The sequence below is a fragment of the Pseudomonas sp. S31 genome (assembly GCF_016648105.1).
In the GTDB taxonomy this organism is placed as follows: domain Bacteria; phylum Pseudomonadota; class Gammaproteobacteria; order Pseudomonadales; family Pseudomonadaceae; genus Aquipseudomonas.
Genome location: NZ_JACVVE010000022.1, coordinates 88,393 through 109,010 on the forward strand (window position 1 = coordinate 88,393; position 20,618 = coordinate 109,010).

The following is a 20,618-nucleotide window of genomic DNA, read 5'->3' on the forward strand; positions in this document are numbered from 1 at the left end:
AGGGGTTTGCTAGGGTTAATGCAAACCGTTAGCCGAGCCACAACCATGAGCCACCCCCTGCGCCACGAGCGCCTGCGTCACTTCATCGGTGCCCTGTCGGATCTGCTGGATCGGGAGCCTGACGAGGCCACCCTCCTCGACCAGGGCCAAGGCTTGCTGCGCAGCCTGGTCAGCCACGACGACTGGCTGCCCGATACCCTTGCCCAACCAGACCCTGCCCGTTACCAGCAGTACCTGTTGCACTGCGACTCAGCCCAGCGCTTTTCCGTGGTCAGCTTCGTCTGGGGGCCAGGCCAGCAGACCCCGATCCATGACCACCGGGTCTGGGGGCTGATCGGCATGCTGCGTGGCGCCGAGCATTCGCAAGGCTTCGCCCGCACGGCCCAGGGCTCGCTGGTGCCAGCCGGTGCGCCGGTGCTCATCGAACCGGGGCATGTGGAAGCCGTGTCGCCGCGCATTGGCGACATCCACCAGGTCAGCAATGCTTTCGCCGACCGTGTCTCGATCAGCATCCATGTGTATGGCGCCAACATCGGCGCGGTGAAGCGGGCCGTGTACCTGCCCGACGGCAGCGAAAAGCCGTTCATTTCCGGTTATTCCAATACCCAATTGCCCAATATCTGGGACCTGTCGAAAGAGAACCCTGCCCCATGAGCACTGTCACCACCCGAAGCTTCCAGGACATCCGCCGTGCCTTGCTGGCGCGGCAGGAACTCGCTTTGATCGATGTGCGCGAAGAAGACCCGTTCGCCCAGGAACACCCGCTGTTCGCCGCCAACATTCCGTTGTCGAAACTGGAAATCGAGATCTACGCCCGGGTACCCCGCCGCGAGACCGCGATCACCGTCTACGACGACGGCGAAGGGCTTGCCGCCGTGGCGGCTCAACGCCTGCTAGCGCTGGGCTACCACGATGTAGCGCTGCTCGAAGGCGGCCTTGCCGGCTGGCGCGCCGCCGGTGGCGAGCTGTTTCGCGACGTCAACGTGCCGAGCAAGGCGTTTGGCGAGCTGGTCGAAAGCGTGCGCCACACGCCGTCGCTGGCCGCCGAGCAAGTCCAGGCGCTGCTCGATGCCAAGGCCGACGTGGTGGTGCTCGATGCCCGCCGCTTCGATGAATACCAGACCATGAGCATCCCCGGTGGCGTCAGCGTGCCGGGGGCCGAACTGGTGCTGCGGGTCGCCGAGCTGGCGCCGAACCCCACGACCCAGGTCGTCGTCAATTGCGCGGGGCGTACCCGCAGCATCATCGGCACCCAGTCGCTGGTCAACGCCGGTATCCCCAACCCGGTGGCTGCTCTGCGCAACGGCACCATCGGCTGGACCCTGGCCGGCCAGCAACTGGCCCACGGCCAGGACCGCAGGTTCGCCGAAGTCGGCGAGGTCACCCGCAGCAGTGCCGCGCAACGTGCGCGCAAGGTGGCCGACCAGGCCGGCGTGCTGCGCCTGAGCCGCCAGGGCCTGGCCGACTGGCAGGCCGATGCCGGCCGTACCACCTACCTGTTCGACGTGCGCACCCCCGAGGAATATGCCAAGGGCCATGTGCCGGGGAGCCGCTCGGTGCCCGGCGGGCAGCTGGTTCAGGAAACCGACCATGTCGCCAGCGTGCGTGGCGCGCGGATCGTCCTGGTGGATGACGATGGCGTGCGCGCCAACATGAGTGCCTCGTGGCTGGCGCAGATGGGCTGGCAGGTGGCGGTGCTCGATGGGCTGTCGGCAGCGGACTTCGGCGAAACCGGCGAATGGCAGGTGCCCTTGCCGGCGCAGCCACAGGTCGACGAGATCGATGTGCAGCAGTTGGAGGCCCTGCTCGCCGAGCCTGGCACCGTGCTGCTCGACTTCACCACCAGCGCCAACTACGTCAAACGGCATATTCCCGGTGCGCACTGGGCGATTCGCGCGCAGTTGGCCCAGGCGCTGGAGCACCTGCCCGTCGCCGAACGTTATGTCCTCACTTGTGGCAGCAGCCTGTTGGCGAGGTTCGCCGCCGCTGACTTGCAGGCATTGACGCAAAAGCCGGTGCAGGTGCTCGCAGGCGGCACGGCGCGCTGGATCGCCGCGGGCAAGCCACTGCACAGTGGCGAGGCGCAGCTGGCGGTGCCACGTACCGACCGCTATCGCCGGCCTTATGAAGGCACCGACAACCCGCGCGAGGCGATGCAGGGCTATCTGGATTGGGAGTTCGGCCTGATCGCCCAACTGGAGCGTGATGGCACCCACGGTTTCGAGGTGTTGACCCAGCCCCTGTAGGAGCGGGTTCACCCGCGAACACGGGCTCTGCCCGTGCCATCCATCGCGGTGCCCGTTTCGCGGGTAAACCCGCTCCTACACGGACGATGGGGGATGGGATCACCATGCCCCACATCGATAATTGATCCGCACATATCATTGCCCGTGATAATAACCTTCGCTCCATTCGATTCGTGCGTCACGCGCAAGACACTCACACTCCGCCCACTATCAATACATTGGCGGAGTTCTCCATGGACCACTCACTCAAACCCTTGCGCCTGCCCCTTGCCGCCCTGGCAGTGGTGGTGATCAGCGCTTGCGGCCGAACCCCAGATGCCGTGCAGGCCCCCGCCGCGCCGAAGGTGACCGTGGCCAAGGTCATCGAACAACCGATCAACGAGTGGGACGAATTCACCGGCCGCCTCGAAGCCCCCGAAACCGTCGAGGTGCGCCCCCGGGTGTCTGGCCAGATCGACCGCGTAGCCTTCACCGAAGGCGCCCAGGTCAATAAAGGCGACCTGCTGTTCCAGATCGACCCTCGTCCGTTCCAGGCTGAGGTGCGTCGCCTCGAAGCGCAGTTGCAACAAGCCAAGGCCACCGCCATCCGCAGCGCCAACGAGGCCCGCCGCGGCGAGCGCCTGCGTGACAGCAACGCCATTTCCGCGGAACTGGCCGAATCGCGCAGCAGCGCCGCCGCCGAAGCCCGCGCCGGGGTCGATGCGATCCAGGCACAGCTCGACCTGGCCCGCCTGAACCTGAGCTTCACCCGCGTCACCGCGCCGATCGGTGGCCGCGTCAGCCGCGCCCAGTACACCGCCGGCAACATCGTCAGCGCCGACGTCACGCCGCTGACCAGCGTGGTGTCCACCGACAAGGTCTACGCCTACTTCGATGCCGATGAGCGCGTCTACCTCAAGTACACCCAGCTCGCCCGCGAAGGCCAGCGCGGCCAGACCACCCCGGTGTACCTGGGTCTGACCAGCGAAACCGGCAACCCGCACCTGGGCCAGATGAACTTCGTCGACAACCAGGTCAACCCGCGCACCGGCACCATCCGCGGCCGCGCCGTGTTCGACAACCGCGACGGTCAGTTCACCCCTGGCCTGTATGCACGCCTGAAGCTGGTCGGCAGCGCCCAGTACGACGCCGTGCTGATCAACGACGAAGCGGTGGGCACCGACCTTGGCAAGAAGTTCGTGCTGGTCATGGACAAGAACAACACCGCCGCCTACCGCACCGTCGAACTGGGGCCCAAGCTCGAAGGCCTGCGCATCGTGCGCAGCGGCCTGGCCAAGGACGACCGCATCGTCGTCCGTGGCCTGCAGCGCGTGCGCCCGGGCTCGCCGGTCACGCCTGAGGAAACGGCGATGGCCAGCGACGCCACCCTTGCCGCCCTCGCCCGCCAACGCCAGGCGCTGGAGGCGAGCAATCCGCCACCTGCGGTCAACCGCTCCACTGTCAATGTCGCCAGCGCCCAGGCGCCTCGCGGTTAAGGGACGACACCGATGAACTTCTCGAAATTCTTCATTACCCGGCCGATCTTCGCCGCGGTCCTGTCGCTGATCCTGTTGATCGCGGGCTCCATCGCGCTGTTCAAGCTGCCGATCAGCGAATACCCCGAAGTGGTCCCCCCCACCGTGGTGGTGCGTGCCAACTTCCCCGGCGCCAACCCCAAGGTCATCGGCGAAACCGTCGCCGCGCCACTGGAGCAGGCCATCACCGGGGTCGAGAACATGCTGTACATGTCCTCGCAATCCACCGCCGATGGCAAGCTAACCCTGACTATCACCTTCGCCCTGGGCACCGACCTGGACAACGCCCAGGTGCAGGTGCAGAACCGCGTCACCCGCACCCAGCCCAAGCTGCCCGAGGAAGTGACGCGTATCGGTATCACCGTCGACAAGGCCTCGCCCGACCTGACCATGGTCGTGCACCTGACCTCGCCGGACAACCGCTACGACATGCTCTACCTGTCCAACTACGCCATCCTCAACATCAAGGACGAACTGGCACGTTTGGGCGGCGTCGGCGACGTGCAACTGTTCGGCATGGGCGACTACTCCCTGCGCGTCTGGCTCGACCCGAACAAGACCGCATCGCGCAACCTGACCGCCAGCGACGTGGTCGCGGCCATCCGCGAGCAGAACCGCCAGGTCGCCGCCGGCCAGTTGGGCGCCCCGCCCGCGCCGGGCTCGACCAGCTTCCAGCTGTCGATCAATACCCAAGGCCGGCTGGTCAACGAGGAAGAGTTCGAGAACATCATCATCCGTGCCGGCGCCGACGGCGAGATCACTCGCCTGAAGGACATCGCCCGGGTCGAACTGGGTTCCAGCCAGTACGCCCTGCGCTCGCTGCTGAACAACCAGCCAGCGGTGGCCATCCCGATCTTCCAGCGCCCAGGCTCCAACGCCATCGAGATCTCCGACGAGGTACGGGCGAAAATGGCCGAGCTGAAGAAGGACTTCCCCGAAGGGATGGACTACAGCATCGTCTATGACCCCACCATCTTCGTGCGCGGCTCCATAGAGGCCGTGGTGCACACCCTGTTCGAGGCCCTGGTACTGGTGGTGCTGGTGGTGATCCTGTTCCTGCAGACCTGGCGCGCCTCGATCATCCCGCTGATGGCCGTACCGGTGTCGCTGATCGGCACCTTCGCGGTGATGCACCTGTTCGGCTTCTCGCTCAACGCGCTATCCCTGTTCGGCCTGGTGCTGGCGATCGGCATCGTGGTCGACGACGCCATCGTCGTGGTGGAGAACGTCGAGCGTAACATCGGGCTGGGCCTGAAGCCGTTGGAAGCCACGCAGAAGGCCATGGGCGAAGTGACCGGGCCGATCATCGCCACCGCCCTGGTGCTGTGCGCGGTGTTCGTGCCGGCGGCGTTCATTTCTGGCCTCACCGGGCAGTTCTACAAGCAGTTCGCCCTGACCATCGCCATTTCCACGGTGATCTCGGCCTTCAACTCGCTGACCCTGTCGCCGGCGCTGGCCGCCGTGCTGCTCAAGGACCACCACGCGCCCAAGGACCGCTTCTCGCGGCTGCTGGAAAAGCTGCTGGGGGGCTGGCTGTTCGCGCCGTTCAACCGCTTCTTCGACCGCGCATCCAACCGCTATGTCGGCGGCGTGCGCCGGGTCATCCGCTCCAGTGGCATCGCCCTGTTCGTGTATGCCGGCCTGATGGGCCTGACCTACCTGGGCTTCTCCTCGACCCCGACCGGTTTCGTCCCCGCCCAGGACAAGCAGTACCTGGTGGCCTTCGCCCAGTTGCCCGACGCCGCCAGCCTCGACCGCACCGAGGCGGTGATCAAGCGCATGAGCGAAATCGCCCTGGAGCAACCCGGCGTGGCCGACTCGGTAGCCTTCCCCGGCCTGTCGATCAACGGTTTCACCAACAGCCCCAACAGCGGCATCGTGTTCACCCCGCTCAAGCCGTTCGATGAGCGTAAGGACCCTAGCCAATCGGCGGCCGCTATCGCCGCGGCGCTGAACGCCAAGTTCGCCGACATCCAGGACGCCTACATCGCGATCTTCCCGCCACCACCGGTACAGGGCCTGGGCACCATCGGCGGTTTCCGCCTGCAGATCGAGGACCGTGGCAACCTGGGCTACGAAGCACTGTACAAGGAAACCCAGAACATCATCGCCAAGAGCCACGACGTGCCTGAACTGGCGGGCCTGTTCACCAGCTACCAGGTCAACGTGCCGCAGGTCGATGCCGCCATCGACCGGGAAAAGGCCAAGACCCATGGCGTGGCGATCAACGACATCTTCGACACCCTGCAGGTGTACCTGGGTTCGTTGTACACCAACGACTTCAACCGCTTCGGCCGTACCTACCAGGTCAACGTCCAGGCCGAGCAGCAGTTCCGCCTCGACGCCGAGCAGATCGGCCAACTGAAGGTGCGCAACAACCTCGGCGAGATGATCCCGCTGGCGACCTTCCTCAAGGTCAGCGACACCTCCGGGCCTGATCGGGTCATGCACTACAACGGCTTCATCACTGCCGAGATCAACGGTGCCGCCGCCCCAGGGTACAGCTCCGGCCAGGCCGAAGCCGCGATCGAGAAACTGCTGAAGCAGGAACTGCCCAACGGCATGACGTTCGAGTGGACCGACCTGACCTACCAGCAGATCCTCTCGGGCAACACCGCGCTGCTGGTATTCCCGCTGTGCGTGCTGCTGGCCTTCCTGGTGCTGGCCGCCCAGTACGAAAGCTGGAGCCTGCCACTGGCGGTGATCCTGATCGTGCCGATGACCCTGCTGTCGGCCATCACCGGCGTGATCGTCTCCGGCGGTGACAACAACATCTTCACCCAGATCGGCCTGATCGTGTTGGTGGGCCTGGCGTGCAAGAACGCGATCCTGATCGTCGAGTTCGCCAAGGACGAGCAAGCCAAGGGCCTCGACCCGCTGGCTGCGGTACTGGAAGCCTGCCGCCTGCGCTTGCGGCCGATCCTGATGACCTCGATCGCCTTCATCATGGGCGTGGTACCGCTGGTGTTCTCCTCCGGTGCCGGCTCCGAAATGCGCCATGCCATGGGCGTGGCGGTGTTCTCCGGGATGATCGGCGTGACCGTGTTCGGCCTGTTCCTGACCCCGGTGTTCTTCTTCCTGATTCGCCGCTTCGTGGAGCGTCGCCAGGCCCGCAAGGCCGCGGCCGCACCCGCGCTGGAGAGCCACGCATGAACCTGCTCAAACCCCTGACCCCGAGCCTGTTGGCCATGGCCCTGGCGGCCTGCGCGGTGGGCCCGGACTACCAGGCGCCGACCACCGCACCCGCCAGCCTGGGCAGTGATGCCCAGGCCCAGGCCTTCGACCGTGGCCACTTCGAGAGCATCTGGTGGAAACAGTTCGACGACCCGGTACTGAACCAGCTGGTGCAAGCCTCGCTGGACGGCAACCGCGACCTGCGCGTAGCGTTCGCCCGACTCAAGTCGGCCCGGGCGATCCGCGAGGATGCCGAGAACGACACCTTCCCGGTGGTCACCAGTCGCGCCAGCAGCGAGGTCGGCAAGGGCCAGGTGCCTGGCCAGACCGAGCAGCGGGTCAACAGCGAGCGCTACGACCTGGGCCTGGACATGGCCTGGGAGCTCGACCTGTTCGGCCGCATCCAGCGCCAGATCGAAGCCAGCGAGGCCCAGGAAGCGGCGGCCCAGGCCGACCTGCAACAGTTGCAGGTCAGCCTGATCGCCGAACTGGTCGATGCCTATGGGCAACTGCGTGGCGCCCAGTTGCGCGAGCAGATTGCCCTGGCCAACCTCAAGACCCAGCAGGAGTCGCGCAGCATCACCGTGACCCTGCGCGACGCTGGGGTCGGCAACGAACTCGACGTGGTCCGCGCCGATGCCCGCCTGGCGGGTGTCGAAGCCACCGTGCCGCAGCTGCAGGCCGAGCAGGTGCGCGCCCGCAACCGCATCGCCACCCTGCTCGGCCAGCGGCCTGACGCGCTGAGCGTCGACCTCTCGCCCAAGGCCTTGCCGGCCATCGCCAAGGCCTTGCCGGTGGGCGATCCGGGCGAACTGCTCCGGCGCCGCCCGGATATCCGCAGCGCCGAACGCCAGTTGGCCGCGGCCACCGCCAACGTCGGCGTGGCCACCGCCGATCTGTTTCCACGGGTCAGCCTGAGCGGCTTCCTTGGTTTTACCGCCGCGCGCGGTTCGCAGATCGGTTCGTCGGCGGCCAACGCCTGGTCCCTGGGCCCCAGCATCACCTGGGCCGCCTTCGACCTGGGCAGCGTGCGGGCCCGCCTGCGCGGGGCCAAGGCCGATGCCGACGGCGCCCTGGCCAGTTATGAGCAGCACGTGTTGCTGGCCCTGGAAGAATCGGCCAATGCCTTCAGTGACTACGGCAAGCGCCAGCAGCGCCTGCTGTCGCTGATGCGCCAAAGCGATGCCAGCCGCAAGGCCGCGGACCTGGCCTCGGTGCGCTACCGCGAAGGTACCGTGGACTACCTGGTGCTGCTCGACGCCGAGCGCGAGCGCCTGAGCGCCGAAGATGCCCAGGCCCAAGGCGAGGTCGAGCTGTATCGCGGCATCGTCGCGATCTACAAGGCCCTGGGTGGGGGCTGGCAGCCTGAGACGGTGGCCAGCGCGCACTGATTCAACGACTCCTTTGGTTGGTTCCTCCCCCAACCGTTTGCCCCGCTGGCCTTGGCCTGCGGGGCTTTTTTATGGTTTGGCTTGAGACTTGTAGTGTTCTGCCCCAAGCTCTGCCCTTCCACTGCTGCGGAACGCCCGATGCCCAGACGCCACCATTACCTGATCGCCTTGTCGCTGCTGATCCTGGTGTCGGCCGCGTTCGTCTACCTGCGCCGGGCGCCGCAAACCGTCGCGCCCAGCCTGCCGCCGCACAGCTACAGCAAGGCCCTGCGCCAGGCCCACGACGGCCTGCCGGGGGCGGCACGGGTGCTGTACCAGCAATTGCAGCGCGATGACATCACCGCCATACGCCGCGCCGCGCTCTACGCCGAGCTGCCCAACTACCCCTCGCCGCAGGCCTTGAAACTGGCGCGCCACGACCTGGAAAACGACGACCCGCTGGTGCGCCGGGCGGCCATCGCCAGCGTTCGTCGGCTGCTGCCCGCAGCGCAACGCAGCCTGGTGCTGGGCCCGTTGCTCGATGATGACGAGCAGAGCGTGCGTTTTGCCGCGGTCGATGCCCTGCTCGGCTTGGATCCGGATGCCATCGGCCTCTATTTCGGCCCGCTGCAGAGTGCGCTGGAGCAGTATCAGCAGGCCCTGGAGCAGCAACCCGAGGATGCCGGGGCGCAAGTACACCTGGCGCGCCTTTACCTGCATGAGAACGACTATACCCAAGCCGCGCAGGCGTTGAATCGCAGCCTCGAAGTCGCCCCGGACAACCTCGAGGCCCTGGCCACCCAGGTGCGCCTGCTCGAACGCCAGGGCCAGCATGACGCGTCGCGCCAGGTACTGGCCAAGGCCCTGGCCCTGCGCCCGGACTCCGCCTTCCTGCAATATGAGCTGGGGCTCTGGCTCAATCGCCATCAACAACCCGAGTATGCGCTGCTGGCCTTGTCTCGCGCGGTCGAACTGGAACCGGAAAACCCCGACTATCGCTATACCCTGGCCGTCACCCTGCATGCCCTGGAGCAAGTCGACGCGGCGCAGAAGCAGCTGGAAACACTGCTCAGCCGCCAGCCCGCCAACCGCCGAGCGCGGGTGCTGCTGATCCAGTACTGGAAGGAAACCGGCCAGTTGCAGAACGTCCAGGTGTTGTTGGCCGAGCTGGAGCAGCAAAACCCGGATGACCCGCTGCTTCAACAAGGCTTGTAGAAAAACCTCAATTAGGTTGAACCCCTGAAGACGCCGAGTGGTCCAGTGGGTATCTGATCCTTGCCACAGGAGCTTCACCGTGGCCAGTTCGTTACCGACCGACGAACGTGCCTTGATTCTGGCACCCACCGGGGTGGCCACCCAGATGTCCTCCCTCCTGGCGTCGGTGGGCATCGCCAGTCTGCGCGCGGCTGATGCTGCAGCCCTTGGCGCTCGACTGGACGAAGGCGCCGGCGTGGCGATCATCGACTATCGCACCCTGCACGATGGCCCCAGCGCCGAATTGCAGGCTTTCATCGCCCAGCAACCTGATTGGTCCGACCTGCCGGTATTGCTGCTCAGTGACAGCGCAACCTTGGGCCCTGCATACCCCTGGCTGGGAAACGTAGTGGTTCTGGACCCGCCCCTCGATGGCGCGCGGATGCTGCCGTTGGTCGACAAGGCGCTGCGCTCGCGCCGCCGCCAGTACCAGGCACGCGATGCCTTGCAGGACATGCAACGGCGCCTGGAAACCGCCAGCAGTGAGTCGGATGTGGCGGAACGGAGCAAGCGCCAGAACCAGAAAATGGATGCCATTGGCCAATTGGCAGCGGGCGTCGCGCACGATTTCAACAACCTCCTGACCAGTATCGGTGGTAGCTTCGAGTTGATCGATCGGCGCTTGCGCCAAGGCCGCACCGAGGGCCTGGAGGGCGTGCTGCAAATGGGCCAGGAAGCTGTCGGCCGAGCCGCTCGTCTGACTCATCGCCTGTTGGCGTTCTCATCCCGGCAATCGCTGCGCCACCAGTGCGTCGACCTGCGCCAGTTGCTCGATAGGCAACGCCTGCAGGCAGGCCTGAGCCGGGATGTGAACCTGAACATGCAACTGGCCGACGACCTCTGGCCGGCTGCAGCCGACGATGGCCAATTGCGGGAAGCGCTCGATAACCTGCTGCTCAACGCCTGCGAAGCCATGCCCAACGGTGGCGTATTGCGCATCGAGGCCTGCAATCGCCAGGTTGCCCGCCAAGGCCTCGGCGAAACCGGCCTGCCGCGAGGGGATTACCTGTGCCTGAGCATCATCGATGACGGCCGAGGCATGTCGCAAGGTACCCTGGAGCATGCCTTCGAGCCGTTCTTCAGTACCAAGCCGGTCGGTCAGGGCATCGGCCTCGGGTTGTCGATGGTCTACGGCTTCAGTCGCCAGTCCCACGGTCATGTGGCGTTGCACAGCCGCATCGGTCACGGCACCCAGGTCGATCTGTACTTGCCCCGCTACCTCGATGAAGTGGCTACGCCCTCGCCCCCGGCAAGGGCGCCGCGTCGAGCCAAAGGCCGCCATATCCTGTTGGTAGAAGACGACATACATGTCCGGCAGCTGCTGTGCGAGGCGCTCGACGAAGCGGGATTCGACTGCCATAGCCTGCCTGACGCCAACGCGGCGCTGCAGGTGCTGCGCTCTTCCCAGGCCGTGGACCTGCTGCTCAGCGACGTTGGCCTGCCGGGCATGAATGGTCGGCAACTGGCAGAAATCGCCCGCACCTTGCGCCCGCAACTGCCGGTGCTGTTCATCACCGGCTATGCCGAAACCGCCATGACCCGCGAAGCATTCCTGGCGCCGGGCATGCAATTGATCTGCAAGCCCTTCGAACTCAAGCAGTTGCAGGACCAGGTGGCGCAGATGCTCGGCAGCGATTGAACAGTCAAATGCCGAGCATGCTCACTGCCTGGCTCGCCAGTCTCTGCAACGAAAACGGCTTGAGCATCAGCGCCGTGCCAGGTTCATTCAGCAGCCGCTGCTCGATCGGCGTGTCGGTGAAGCCGGTGATGAACAGGACCTTCTGTTCGGGGTTGATCATGCGCAGGGTCTTGGCCAACTGCCGCCCGCTGAAACCACCTGGCAGGCCGATATCGGTGACCACCAGGTCGAAGGGGCCCTGCTGCTGGAAGGCATCGAGGGCGCTGTAGGCATCGAATGCATCGAACACCTCGAAACCACGCTCGGCCAGGTACTCATGCATCAATGTGCGCAAATTGGCTTCGTCGTCGACCAGCAACAGGCGCTGGCCGTCAGCGGGCCTGTCGATCGGTGCCGGCAGGCTGGGCTCCGCCGGCACGGGTTGCAGACTGCGCGGGAACAACATCGAGACTCGGGCACCTTGGCCAGGAGCGGACTCTATCCAGACATAGCCACCCGACTGGCGCACAAAGCCATAGACCATCGACAAGCCCATGCCAGCGCCGCGGCCCGCGGGCTTGGTGGTATAGAACGGATCGAACACCCGCGAAACCTCCTCGGCGGACATGCCATGTCCGGTATCCTCGACATGCAGGGCCACGTAATCGCCCGGCGGCAGGCCGCCCTCATCGGGGAACGCACTGGTCAAACGCTCGTTGACGCTACGAATGGTCACGCTTCCACGATCAAGGCTGGCCTCCCGGGCGTTGATACATAGATTGATGATCGCGTTGTCCAACTGACCGACATCCAGGCACACCGGCCAGGGCAGGACATCGAGCTGCCATTGCAGGCGCATCTGCGCACCAAGGGCCTGGCGCAACAGCGGTTCGAGGCCGGACAAATGACGATTGATGTCCAGCGGCCGTGGCGCCAGCGGCTGGCTACGGGAGAATGCCAGCAGTCGGTGGGTCAGGCTCATGGCCCGCTGCACCGAGTCGCGAGCCAGGTCGGTGTAGGTTTCCAGGCCTTCCAGGCGACCCTGCGCCAGGCGCCGCTGAAGCAGCTCCAGGCTGCCGCCGATGCCCGACAGCAGGTTGTTCATTTCGTGAGCCATGCCGCCGGCCATCTGGCCAACCGTTTCGAGACGATGGCTGTCACGCATCAGGGCCTCGGCCTGGCGGATCGCCGCCTCCTGCTCGGCGGTGATGTCCCGGCCTACCGCAGTGAACGAATCACCGTCGAAGCGGGCGGTCCAGCGAAACCTGCGGTAATGCCCGTCCTGATGACGTACGCGGGTGATCACCGGCTCTTCGAGCTTGCCGTGCACCACGTCGATCACCGCCACCTGGACTTCGGTACGGTCGGCCGGGTGCACCATTTCGAGAACCGGCGTATCCATTACCTGCGCTTCGCTCCAGCCAAGTATGCGGTACAGGGCCGGGTTGGCCGCCATGAACTTGAGCTCGCGGGTGACGATCAGCATCGCGTCGCTCGACAGTTGCCAGATATGCTCGCGATCGGCCATGTAGCGGGCGATCTGGGCCTCGAAACTCTGCGCCTGGTCACGCCAGGCCTGGTGCGCGGCTACGCTGGCGGTGGTGTCGATAACGGTGTGCAGGAACCCCCCACCTCGCCGTCTTCGTCGCGGATAGGCGAGTAGCTGAAGGCGAACCAGCCTGTGCTGTCGGACGCCCCCCGAGGAATGCTTACTGGCTGGTCCTCGATGAAGCTGGAATGGCCTTCCAGCACCTTGAACACCCAAGGCCCCACGTCTTCCCAGGCGGCATGCCACACCTCGTCGAAGCGCTGGCCCTGGACATCGGGCACATCGACCCGCAGTGCCAGGTAGGCATCGTTGCAGATCACGATCATGTTGCCGCCCCACACCACCGCACTGGGGAAGGCCGAGGACAGCATCATGTCCACCGCGATGCGCAACGTTGCCGGCCAGCGGGGCAACGGCCCCAGCGGCGTATGCGCCCAGTCGAAAGCCGCCAGACGCTTGCCTTGGGCCTCTGCGCTGCTGGCACTGGGTGCCAGCAATACAGCTGGCGGTTCGGGTCTACGTGGTGGAGTTTTCGCGACCAAACCCTGATCCTTATCCAATTCGAGTGGATTGCACTGGCATGATCCGGGTCGGTGGCCAGGCCTGCAAGCGTCCATGATCAGACACGCGCACCTGGCGGCGGTTCCGACCGTCGGCCGAGGGCCCTCGGGCAGGCGGCCTGCCAAACCGGGACTATGCTGTTCAGGCCTGCACAAGCGCTTGTAACGCCCCCTTTAACGCTAGCCGACGGGAAACTGATCATGAGCAAGAAGATCCTGGTTGTGCTGACCAATACTGCAAAATATCCCACGCTCACCCGCGCCACAGGGCTCTGGCTGGGTGAGGCGGTGCATTTCGTCGACAAGGTGCAACAGGCTGGCTATAGCGTCGATTACGTCAGCCCGCTCGGGGGCTACGTGCCGATCGACCCGCACAGCCTGCAGATGGCGCCGGAGCTCGACTGGCACTGGTATGACGACAAGGCTTTCATGAATCGCCTGGGGGCGACCTTGAGTCCCGGCCAGGTCAAGGCCGAGGAGTACCACGCCATCTACTACACCGGCGGCCATGGCGTGCTCTACGACTTTCCCGACGATCCGGCCTTGCAGGCCCTGGCCCGACGCATCTATGAGAACCAGGGGGTCGTCGCCGCCGTTTGCCACGGCGTGGCGGGCTTGCTGAACATCAAACTCAGCGACAACACCCTGCTGCTCCGGGACCGACTGGTCACCGGGTTTTCCAACACCGAGGAAAAGCTGGCCGAACTGGACAAGGTGGTGCCCTTTCTGACCGAGAACGAACTGGTAGCGCGCGGTGGCCGTTATGACAAGCACGAAGACCCGTGGTCCGCCTTCGTGGTCAGCGACGCCCGACTGATCACCGGGCAGAACCCTGCGTCCAGCGCTGGAGTCGCCGAGGCTGTACTCAAAACGCTACAGGCGGGATGACTCTTACGCACCGCCGCTCCCAATCCACTGAAGATGCATCAAAAGGATTACAGCCACCCACCGAGATACAACCGTAGGCTCGTGTTCTTTTCGTGCCCGTGTCGGGCACTCCCTGGATGCGAGGGCGAAAGCCTATGGCAACGAACCTGCAGCCGCACCAAGGCATGCTGGCACTGATGCAGATGGCGGCGATTGGCGTGGTGCCACTGATATTCGGAATGATGGTAGTGACCTGGCATCTGGACAGGCAACTGGAAAAAAGTGCACGCAAGGCGGTCAAGCACACCTTGCTCGCCGTGGACCGACTGCTTGACCAGATGCAGATCTCCACGCTCGAGGCTGCACCAACGGTCGCAAAACCGAGCCGCGAGATACCCGCCAGCCTGCCGCAAGCGTTGGCGCAAGAGCAGGGCCTGCAAGACCTCGCCGACGGCAATATGATTGTACAGGTCGAACTGAAGGGCATGGCCATCTGGACCCAGGGTCCAAGCCGTGACCGGCAGCAGCCATCACCTGCCGAGTTCATTCATCGAGCTTATTCCAGCAAGCATCCCTATGCCGTCCAAGCGGGTTACACCGCCGACCATATCGGCCGCCAGGCGCGCCAGTCGATGTTGCAGGTGCTGCCATCGCTGGCGCTGGTCAGCCTCATGACCGGCGCGACCGGCTACCTGGGCATGGCCAGGCCGCGCCGTTTGGGGGCGGCGCAGGGCGCCGCCTGAGTGGTTCAGTCGGTACTCAGCACGCCACGGCGAACCTGATCGCGTTCGATCGACTCGAACAACGCCTTGAAGTTGCCCTCGCCGAAGCCGTCGTCGCCCTTGCGTTGGATGAACTCGAAGAACACCGGCCCCAGCAGGGTTTCCGAAAATATCTGCAACAGCAGACGCTTGTCGCCAGACTCGGCGGCACCGTCGAGCAGGATGCCGCGGGCTTGCAGTTCGTCTACCGGCTCGCCATGGCCAGGGAGGCGCTCCTCGAGCATCTCGTAGTAGGTTTGTGGCGGCGCGGTCATGAAGCGCATGCCGAAGCCTTTGAGCGCATCCCAGGTCTTGAGCAGATCGTCGGTAAGGAACGCCACGTGCTGGATGCCCTCGCCGTTGAACTGCATGAGGAACTCCTCGATCTGCCCGGCGCCCTTGGACGATTCTTCGTTCAGCGGAATGCGGATCATGCCGTCGGGCGCGGTCATGGCGCGCGAAGTCAGGCCGGTGTATTCGCCCTTGATGTCGAAGTAGCGAATCTCGCGGAAGTTGAACAGTTTTTCGTAGAACCCCGCCCAATAGGCCATGCGCCCGCGATAGACGTTGTGGGTCAGGTGATCGATGATTTTCAGCCCCGCGCCGACCGGGTTGCGCTCCACGCCTTCGATGAAATTGAAATCGATGTCGTAGATCGAACTGCCTTCTTCATGGCGGTCGATCAGGTACAGCGGTGCACCGCCGATCCCCTTGATTGCAGGCAGGCGTAGTTCCATCGGGCCGGTTTCGATCTCCACTGGCTGGGCGCCCAGCTCCAGGGCGCGGGCGTAGGCCTCGTGGGCATTGCGCACACGGAACGCCATGCCGCAGACCGACGGGCCGTGCTCGGCCGCAAAGTACGAAGCGACACTGCGCGGTTCGTTGTTGAGAATCAGGTTGATGCCACCCTGGCGATACAGGTGCACATCCTTCGAGCGGTGGGTCGCCACCTTGGTGAAACCAAGCATCTGGAATACAGGTTCCAGCACGCCGGGGGTCGGCGACGCCAGTTCGATGAATTCGAAGCCCATCAGGCCCATTGGGTTATCAAAGAGATCTGCCATGTTCGTGTCCTCATCTACAGCCAATTAGTCGTTAGGAGCTGGGGATAGCGAACGAGACAGGCGGCGAACAGGGAATGCCCCGAACACTGCGGGCGAGGAAGTCACCAATGATGAGTTTGAACCCGTGGTAGGCCATACGCGTGCATTCTCGGCGGGTGGATGGCCGCCCTCAGGGCGACCTTATTGTTGTATTCGTAAATCGATTCTACAGGGCGTAATTGCCTTTGTCGCGCTTTAGTTCGTGCCCCTCTTGGCGACAAGCGGCTATCCTTGCCCGAATCTCCTCATACAAGACTAGGTCAGCATGCCCCTCACGGTTAAACGTCCCGCCCGCTGGAGCTGGCGCGCCCTGCTGCCCTGGGCTGTGGCCCTCCTCCCGGTGCTGTGTGGCCTGGCCGTGATGCGCTGGCAGGTGGAGCGTGAGTTGCAGGCCACCAGCGAGGCCACCACGCGGCAGGTGGTCGAGCATGTCGATCGCATCCTCGACAGCCTGGCTGAGGTCGCCCAGGGCCTGGTGCCGCTGGCCGGCCAGCCTTGTGACGAGAGCACGCTGAACTTGCGTCGCCAGGTCACCGGCAACGCCTTCGTTCGGTCCACCAACCTGTTCGACCACGACAACCTCTATTGCTCTTCGTTGTTCGGTGATTTCGAAGAGCACGTCGATGCCGGTGACTACACCGACGGCAAGCTGTGGCTGATGGATGGCAACTCGATCACACCCAGGCATCCGCTGCTGGTGTACCGGGCCAGCGAGGGTGACCGTGGCGCTATCGCCACGGTGGACGGCGAGCACCTGCTGACCGCCCTGCGCCTGATCGGCGGCCAGCAGGTGCTGCAACTGCAGGTGGGCGAACACTGGATGGGCGAGGATGGCGTAGTCCGCCAGGGCAGCCCGCCACCTGCGGCCAGCGCGGCGACGACCCAGGGCTCCACACGCTACCCGTTCAGCATCCATGGCGGCTATGCCGCAGGTACCGAAGGGCAGGTACTGCGCAGCCACTACCCGGCGCTACTCAGTCTGTTGGCGGTACTAGGCGTGCTCGCCGGGGTGATCTGCCGCTGGCAGATCCGCCGCGCCTCGTCACCCAGCGCCGAGTTGCGCCGGGCCCTGGAGGCGGATGAATTTCTCCCCTACTTCCAACCAGTGGTACGCGCCGGGGACTACCGCTGGGCCGGCGTCGAGGTGCTGATGCGCTGGGAACACCCGCGCGAAGGCCTGGTGCGCCCCGACCTGTTCATCCCCTATGCCGAGCACAGCGGGCAGATCGTCGCCATGACCCGCGCGTTGATGCTGCACACCGCACAGGCACTGGCGCCCTACGCGTCGCTGCTGGACGAGGGCTTTCGGGTCGCGGTCAACATCACTGCCGACCACTGCCGTGACCTGGGCCTGCTCGACGATTGCCAGACCTTCCTCCAGCACTTCCCGCCCGGCCGGGTGGTGCTGACCCTGGAACTCACCGAGCGCAAGCTGATCGAGCCCACCCCGGTGACCCTCGAACTGTTCGAGAAACTGCATGGCATGGGCGTGATGATCGCCCTCGATGACTTCGGTACTGGCCAGTCGAGCCTCAACTACCTGCGCCAGTTCAAGGTCGACTACCTGAAGATCGACCAGAGCTTCGTCGCCATGATCGGCGGTGATGCGTTGTCGGTGCATATCCTCGACAGCGTCATCGACCTTTCGCGCAAGCTTGGCCTGCAAATCGTCGCCGAAGGTGTCGAGAGCGAGCAGCAGCGCGACTACCTGGCCCGGCATGGCGTGCATTTCCTGCAAGGCTACCTGTTCGCCCGGCCAATGCCGGCACAGGCGTTTCTCCAGGCCTTGGCCGCCCGCCCCGACGCAGCGCAGTTGCCGCACGGCGCGCCCCCTGAGATCATGCGCGGCTGACGTATCCGCTCACTTCCCCCTGGTTTAGAGGCATTCGTGTCAAAAGGCATTGTTTCATCGGTCCTGGCGTCCTGCTTGTTCGCTGTGATGTACGGCTATACCTCCCTGCTCACCCCACTGGACGGTGAGGAAATCTTCGGCTGGCGCATCCTCCTGACGCTGCCCTGCCTGACCCTGTTCATGCTCGCCAGCAAGGACTGGAAACTGGTCGGCGGGCTGCTCGCACGGGTGCGCCAGCAGCCCATGCTGTTGCTGGGCATGGTCGGTACCTCGTGGCTGATGGGCGTGCAGCTGTGGTTGTTCCTGTGGGCGCCCCTGCACGGGCGCAGCCTGGAAGTGTCGATGGGCTATTTCCTGCTGCCGCTGGCCATGGTCCTGACCGGGCGACTGGTGTATGGCGAGCGCCTGTCGCGCCTGCAGAAGGTGGCAGTGGGTTGCGCTGCCCTTGGCGTCGGCCACGAGCTGTACCAGCATGGCAGCTTCGCCTGGGAAACCCTGCTGGTGATGACGGGCTACCCGATCTACTTCGTGCTGCGCCGGCGTTGCCGCACCGACAACCTGGGCGGGCTGTGGTGCGACATGTGCCTGCTGCTGCCGTGGGCCCTGTATTTCGTGATCCAAGGCCCACTCTCCGGCGCCGACCTGGCAGCGCACCCAGGCCTATACGGCCTGATCCCGCTGCTGGGGGCGATCAGCGCACTGGCCCTGATCGCCTACGTGCTCGCCAGTCGCCAGCTGCCCTTCAGCCTGTTCGGGCTGCTCAGCTATGTCGAGCCGGTGCTGCTGGTGGGCGTGTCGCTGCTGCTCGGCGCCACCATCGGCCCGGATCAGTGGCTGACCTACCTGCCGATCTGGGCCGCAGTGCTGGTGCTGGTGCTCGAAGGCATCAAGCACCTGCTGCGTCAGCGTCGGCGCTCGGTGTAAGGCGCACCTGGCGCACCCGCCGTTCTTCCACCGCCACCACCGTGAGGGTCCAGCCGTTCCAGGCCAGGCGATCGCCGACCATCGGCAGGCGGTCGAGCAGGCTCATCACCAAGCCTGCGAGGGTCTGGTAGTCCTCGGTGGCACGGGCGCTGAACCCAGTGCGCGCCTGGACCTGGCTGAGGTTCAGGGCACCGTTGACGACGAACTCCCCCCCCTCCTCGACGATCGCCGGGCCGTCCACCTCGCTGGCGTCCGGCAGTTCACCGGCAATCGACTCAAGGATGTCGGTCATGGTCAGCAGACCGGTGAAATCACCGAACTCGTTGACCACGAAGGCAATGTGCGTCGACTGGCTGCGCATCTGTTCGAGGGCGTTGAGGATGCTGAAGCTCTCCAGCAGGTTCAACGGCGCCCGAGCCATGCGTTCGAGATCGGGCTCACTGCCGGACAGCAGCTCATTGAGCAGTTCCTTCTTGTGCACGAAGCCCAGAGGTTCGTCGATGCGGCCATCGCGGATCAACGGCAGACGCGAGTACGGCGAGTTGGCCAGTGCCTCGGTGATGGCTTCTGGCGCTTGCGCCAGGTCGATCACGTCGACTTCGGCGCGGGCGGTCATCACCGTGCGGATCGGACGCTCGGCCAGGTTCAGCACGCCGCTGATCATCACCCGCTCACGGCGGTCGAACAGCACCTGCTCTTCACCGCCTTCAACCAGGTCGGCAATGTCCTCACCCACCTCGTCGGCCTCGACCCGGCGCCCGCCGAGCAGGCGCAGCACGGCATGCGCCGTGCGCTCACGCAGCGGCTTGTGCTGCTGCAGACTGCGTTTGCGGCGGGCACGGGCCAACTGGTTGAACAGTTCGATCAGCAGCGAGAAGCCGATGGCCGCGTACAGGTAGCCTTTGGGGATATGGAAGCCCAGGCCTTCGGCCGTCAGGCTGAAGCCGATCATCATCAGGAAGCCCAGGCACAGCATGATCACCGTGGGGTGGGCGTTGACGAAGCGGGTCAGCGGCTTGCTGGCGACGATCATGATGCCGATCGAGAAGATCACCGCGATCATCATCACCGACAAGTGCTCGACCATGCCCACCGCCGTGATCACGGCATCCAGCGAGAACACCGCATCGAGCACGACGATCTGCGCCACGATCGGCCAGAACGCGGCATGCCGGACCGCGCCGCTGGCCTGGGTGATATGCCCCTCGAGACGTTCGTGCAGCTCCATCGTGGCCTTGAACAACAGGAACACACCACCGAACAGCATGATCAGGTCACGGCCGGAGAAACTCTTGTCGAATACCTCGAACAGCGGCGCGGTCAGCGTGACCATCCACGAGATACTCGCCAGCAGGCCAAGGCGCATGATCAATGCCAGGCTCAGGCCGATCACCCGCGCGCGATCGCGCTGATGTGGCGGTAGCTTGTCGGCGAGGATGGCGATGAACACCAGGTTGTCGATACCCAGCACCAGCTCGAGGACGATGAGCGTCAGCAGGCCCAGCCAGGCCGTGGGGTCTGCTAGCCATTCCATTAGCGGGTACTCTCGGGGGTGACGTCACGAAGACGGGGGAAGGTTGGCCAGGACGGCCGGGGACTGGGGGGCTCCGCGAAGGTGCTCATATGGACCTTGATTGAAAATTGGGAAGGTGATCCTACAAGCACAGCAGGTTTTGCTGATAGCGCGAAACTATTACAAAACCTGTAACCGCAGCGAAGAGAGCGGCGTTTTCACGGTTTGGCGGCGAGGTTCGACGGTAGTGATGGGGCGCCTGTGAGATCGCGCGCCGCCCGCGCGGCGCATCGCGAGCTGCGCTCGCTCCTAC

13 protein-coding genes and 1 pseudogene are annotated in these 20,618 nt (G+C 64.9%); 11 read left to right on the forward strand and 3 right to left on the reverse strand.

The genetic code is table 11. The annotated features are described in order from the left end of the window. The first annotated feature begins 45 nt into the window (after positions 1-45). The 7 genes from IAE37_RS17050 (at position 46) to IAE37_RS17080 (ending at position 11,197) form a co-directional block, all read left to right on the forward strand. Positions 46-654 carry a cysteine dioxygenase gene (locus IAE37_RS17050; RefSeq protein WP_201175421.1) on the forward strand — a complete coding sequence of 203 codons (609 nt, stop codon included), beginning with the start codon at positions 46-48 and terminating at the stop codon, positions 652-654. After that, entirely contained in the window at positions 651-2,246 is a 1,596-nt protein-coding gene (locus IAE37_RS17055; protein WP_201175423.1) for a rhodanese-related sulfurtransferase, read from the forward strand. Before IAE37_RS17050 ends, IAE37_RS17055 begins: the two co-directional genes overlap by 4 nt. Before the next feature lie 233 nt (positions 2,247-2,479). Beyond that, entirely contained in the window at positions 2,480-3,721 is a 1,242-nt protein-coding gene (gene mexE / locus IAE37_RS17060; protein ID WP_201175425.1) for a multidrug efflux RND transporter periplasmic adaptor subunit MexE, read from the forward strand. Between the two features lie 12 nt (positions 3,722-3,733). Beyond that, entirely contained in the window at positions 3,734-6,913 is a 3,180-nt protein-coding gene (locus tag IAE37_RS17065; protein WP_201175427.1) for an efflux RND transporter permease subunit, read from the forward strand. Then, positions 6,910-8,325 (forward strand): efflux transporter outer membrane subunit, encoded by a 1,416-nt coding sequence (locus IAE37_RS17070; protein ID WP_201175428.1) that lies wholly within the window; start codon positions 6,910-6,912, stop codon positions 8,323-8,325. The genes IAE37_RS17065 and IAE37_RS17070 overlap by 4 nt, the downstream gene beginning before the upstream one ends. Positions 8,326-8,463: 138 nt before the next feature. Then, positions 8,464-9,519, forward strand: coding sequence for a tetratricopeptide repeat protein (locus IAE37_RS17075; RefSeq protein WP_201175429.1), 1,056 nt, complete (start codon positions 8,464-8,466; stop codon positions 9,517-9,519). 79 nt (positions 9,520-9,598) lie between these two features. Continuing rightward, positions 9,599-11,197, forward strand: a complete 1,599-nt coding sequence (locus tag IAE37_RS17080; protein ID WP_201175430.1) for a response regulator — start codon at positions 9,599-9,601, stop codon at positions 11,195-11,197. Positions 11,198-11,201: 4 nt separating this feature from the next. On the opposite strand, the pseudogene IAE37_RS17085 reads toward IAE37_RS17080, so the two are convergent. After that, positions 11,202-13,267, reverse strand: a pseudogene (locus IAE37_RS17085) (ATP-binding protein). Between the two features lie 219 nt (positions 13,268-13,486). Here IAE37_RS17085 and IAE37_RS17090 point away from each other — a divergent pair. Together IAE37_RS17090 and IAE37_RS17095 are read left to right on the forward strand one after the other, a co-directional pair. Continuing rightward, complete coding sequence (locus IAE37_RS17090; RefSeq protein WP_201175432.1) at positions 13,487-14,173, forward strand: type 1 glutamine amidotransferase domain-containing protein; 687 nt, start codon at positions 13,487-13,489, stop codon at positions 14,171-14,173. 164 nt (positions 14,174-14,337) lie between these two features. Then, positions 14,338-14,895 (forward strand): hypothetical protein, encoded by a 558-nt coding sequence (locus tag IAE37_RS17095; protein ID WP_201175435.1) that lies wholly within the window; start codon positions 14,338-14,340, stop codon positions 14,893-14,895. A 5-nt stretch (positions 14,896-14,900) separates the two neighbouring features. Here IAE37_RS17095 and hppD read toward each other — a convergent pair whose 3' ends face one another. Further along, a complete protein-coding gene (gene hppD / locus IAE37_RS17100; protein ID WP_201175437.1) occupies positions 14,901-15,977 on the reverse strand; it encodes a 4-hydroxyphenylpyruvate dioxygenase in 1,077 nt (358 codons plus the stop codon). Between the two features lie 304 nt (positions 15,978-16,281). Here hppD and IAE37_RS17105 point away from each other — a divergent pair, with 304 nt between their 5' ends. Continuing rightward, on the forward strand, positions 16,282-17,868 hold the full coding sequence (locus tag IAE37_RS17105; RefSeq protein WP_201175439.1) for an EAL domain-containing protein: 1,587 nt from the start codon (positions 16,282-16,284) through the stop codon (positions 17,866-17,868). A 36-nt stretch (positions 17,869-17,904) separates the two neighbouring features. Continuing rightward, the gene (gene rarD, locus IAE37_RS17110) at positions 17,905-18,792 is read left to right on the forward strand and encodes an EamA family transporter RarD (protein ID WP_201175441.1); all 888 of its coding nucleotides are present in this window, start codon (positions 17,905-17,907) and stop codon (positions 18,790-18,792) included. Here the strand turns inward: rarD and IAE37_RS17115 are convergent. Beyond that, the gene (locus IAE37_RS17115; protein ID WP_201175443.1) at positions 18,755-20,326 is read right to left on the reverse strand and encodes a TerC family protein; all 1,572 of its coding nucleotides are present in this window, start codon (positions 20,324-20,326) and stop codon (positions 18,755-18,757) included. The two genes, rarD and IAE37_RS17115, sit on opposite strands and share 38 nt — an antisense overlap. Positions 20,327-20,618 lie beyond the last annotated feature (292 nt).

Excerpts from the sequence above, each read along its gene's own strand:
- IAE37_RS17050 (WP_201175421.1), top strand. The coding sequence starts at position 46 with ATGAGCCACCCCCTGCGCCACGAGCGCCTGCGTCACTTCATCGGTGCC.
- IAE37_RS17055 (WP_201175423.1), top strand. The coding sequence starts at position 651 with ATGAGCACTGTCACCACCCGAAGCTTCCAGGACATCCGCCGTGCCTTG.
- mexE (WP_201175425.1), top strand. The coding sequence starts at position 2,480 with ATGGACCACTCACTCAAACCCTTGCGCCTGCCCCTTGCCGCCCTGGCA.
- IAE37_RS17065 (WP_201175427.1), top strand. The coding sequence starts at position 3,734 with ATGAACTTCTCGAAATTCTTCATTACCCGGCCGATCTTCGCCGCGGTC.
- IAE37_RS17070 (WP_201175428.1), top strand. The coding sequence starts at position 6,910 with ATGAACCTGCTCAAACCCCTGACCCCGAGCCTGTTGGCCATGGCCCTG.
- IAE37_RS17075 (WP_201175429.1), top strand. The coding sequence starts at position 8,464 with ATGCCCAGACGCCACCATTACCTGATCGCCTTGTCGCTGCTGATCCTG.
- IAE37_RS17090 (WP_201175432.1), top strand. The coding sequence starts at position 13,487 with ATGAGCAAGAAGATCCTGGTTGTGCTGACCAATACTGCAAAATATCCC.
- IAE37_RS17095 (WP_201175435.1), top strand. The coding sequence starts at position 14,338 with ATGCTGGCACTGATGCAGATGGCGGCGATTGGCGTGGTGCCACTGATA.
- hppD (WP_201175437.1), bottom strand. The coding sequence starts at position 15,977 with ATGGCAGATCTCTTTGATAACCCAATGGGCCTGATGGGCTTCGAATTC.
- IAE37_RS17105 (WP_201175439.1), top strand. The coding sequence starts at position 16,282 with ATGCCCCTCACGGTTAAACGTCCCGCCCGCTGGAGCTGGCGCGCCCTG.
- IAE37_RS17115 (WP_201175443.1), bottom strand. The coding sequence starts at position 20,326 with ATGGAATGGCTAGCAGACCCCACGGCCTGGCTGGGCCTGCTGACGCTC.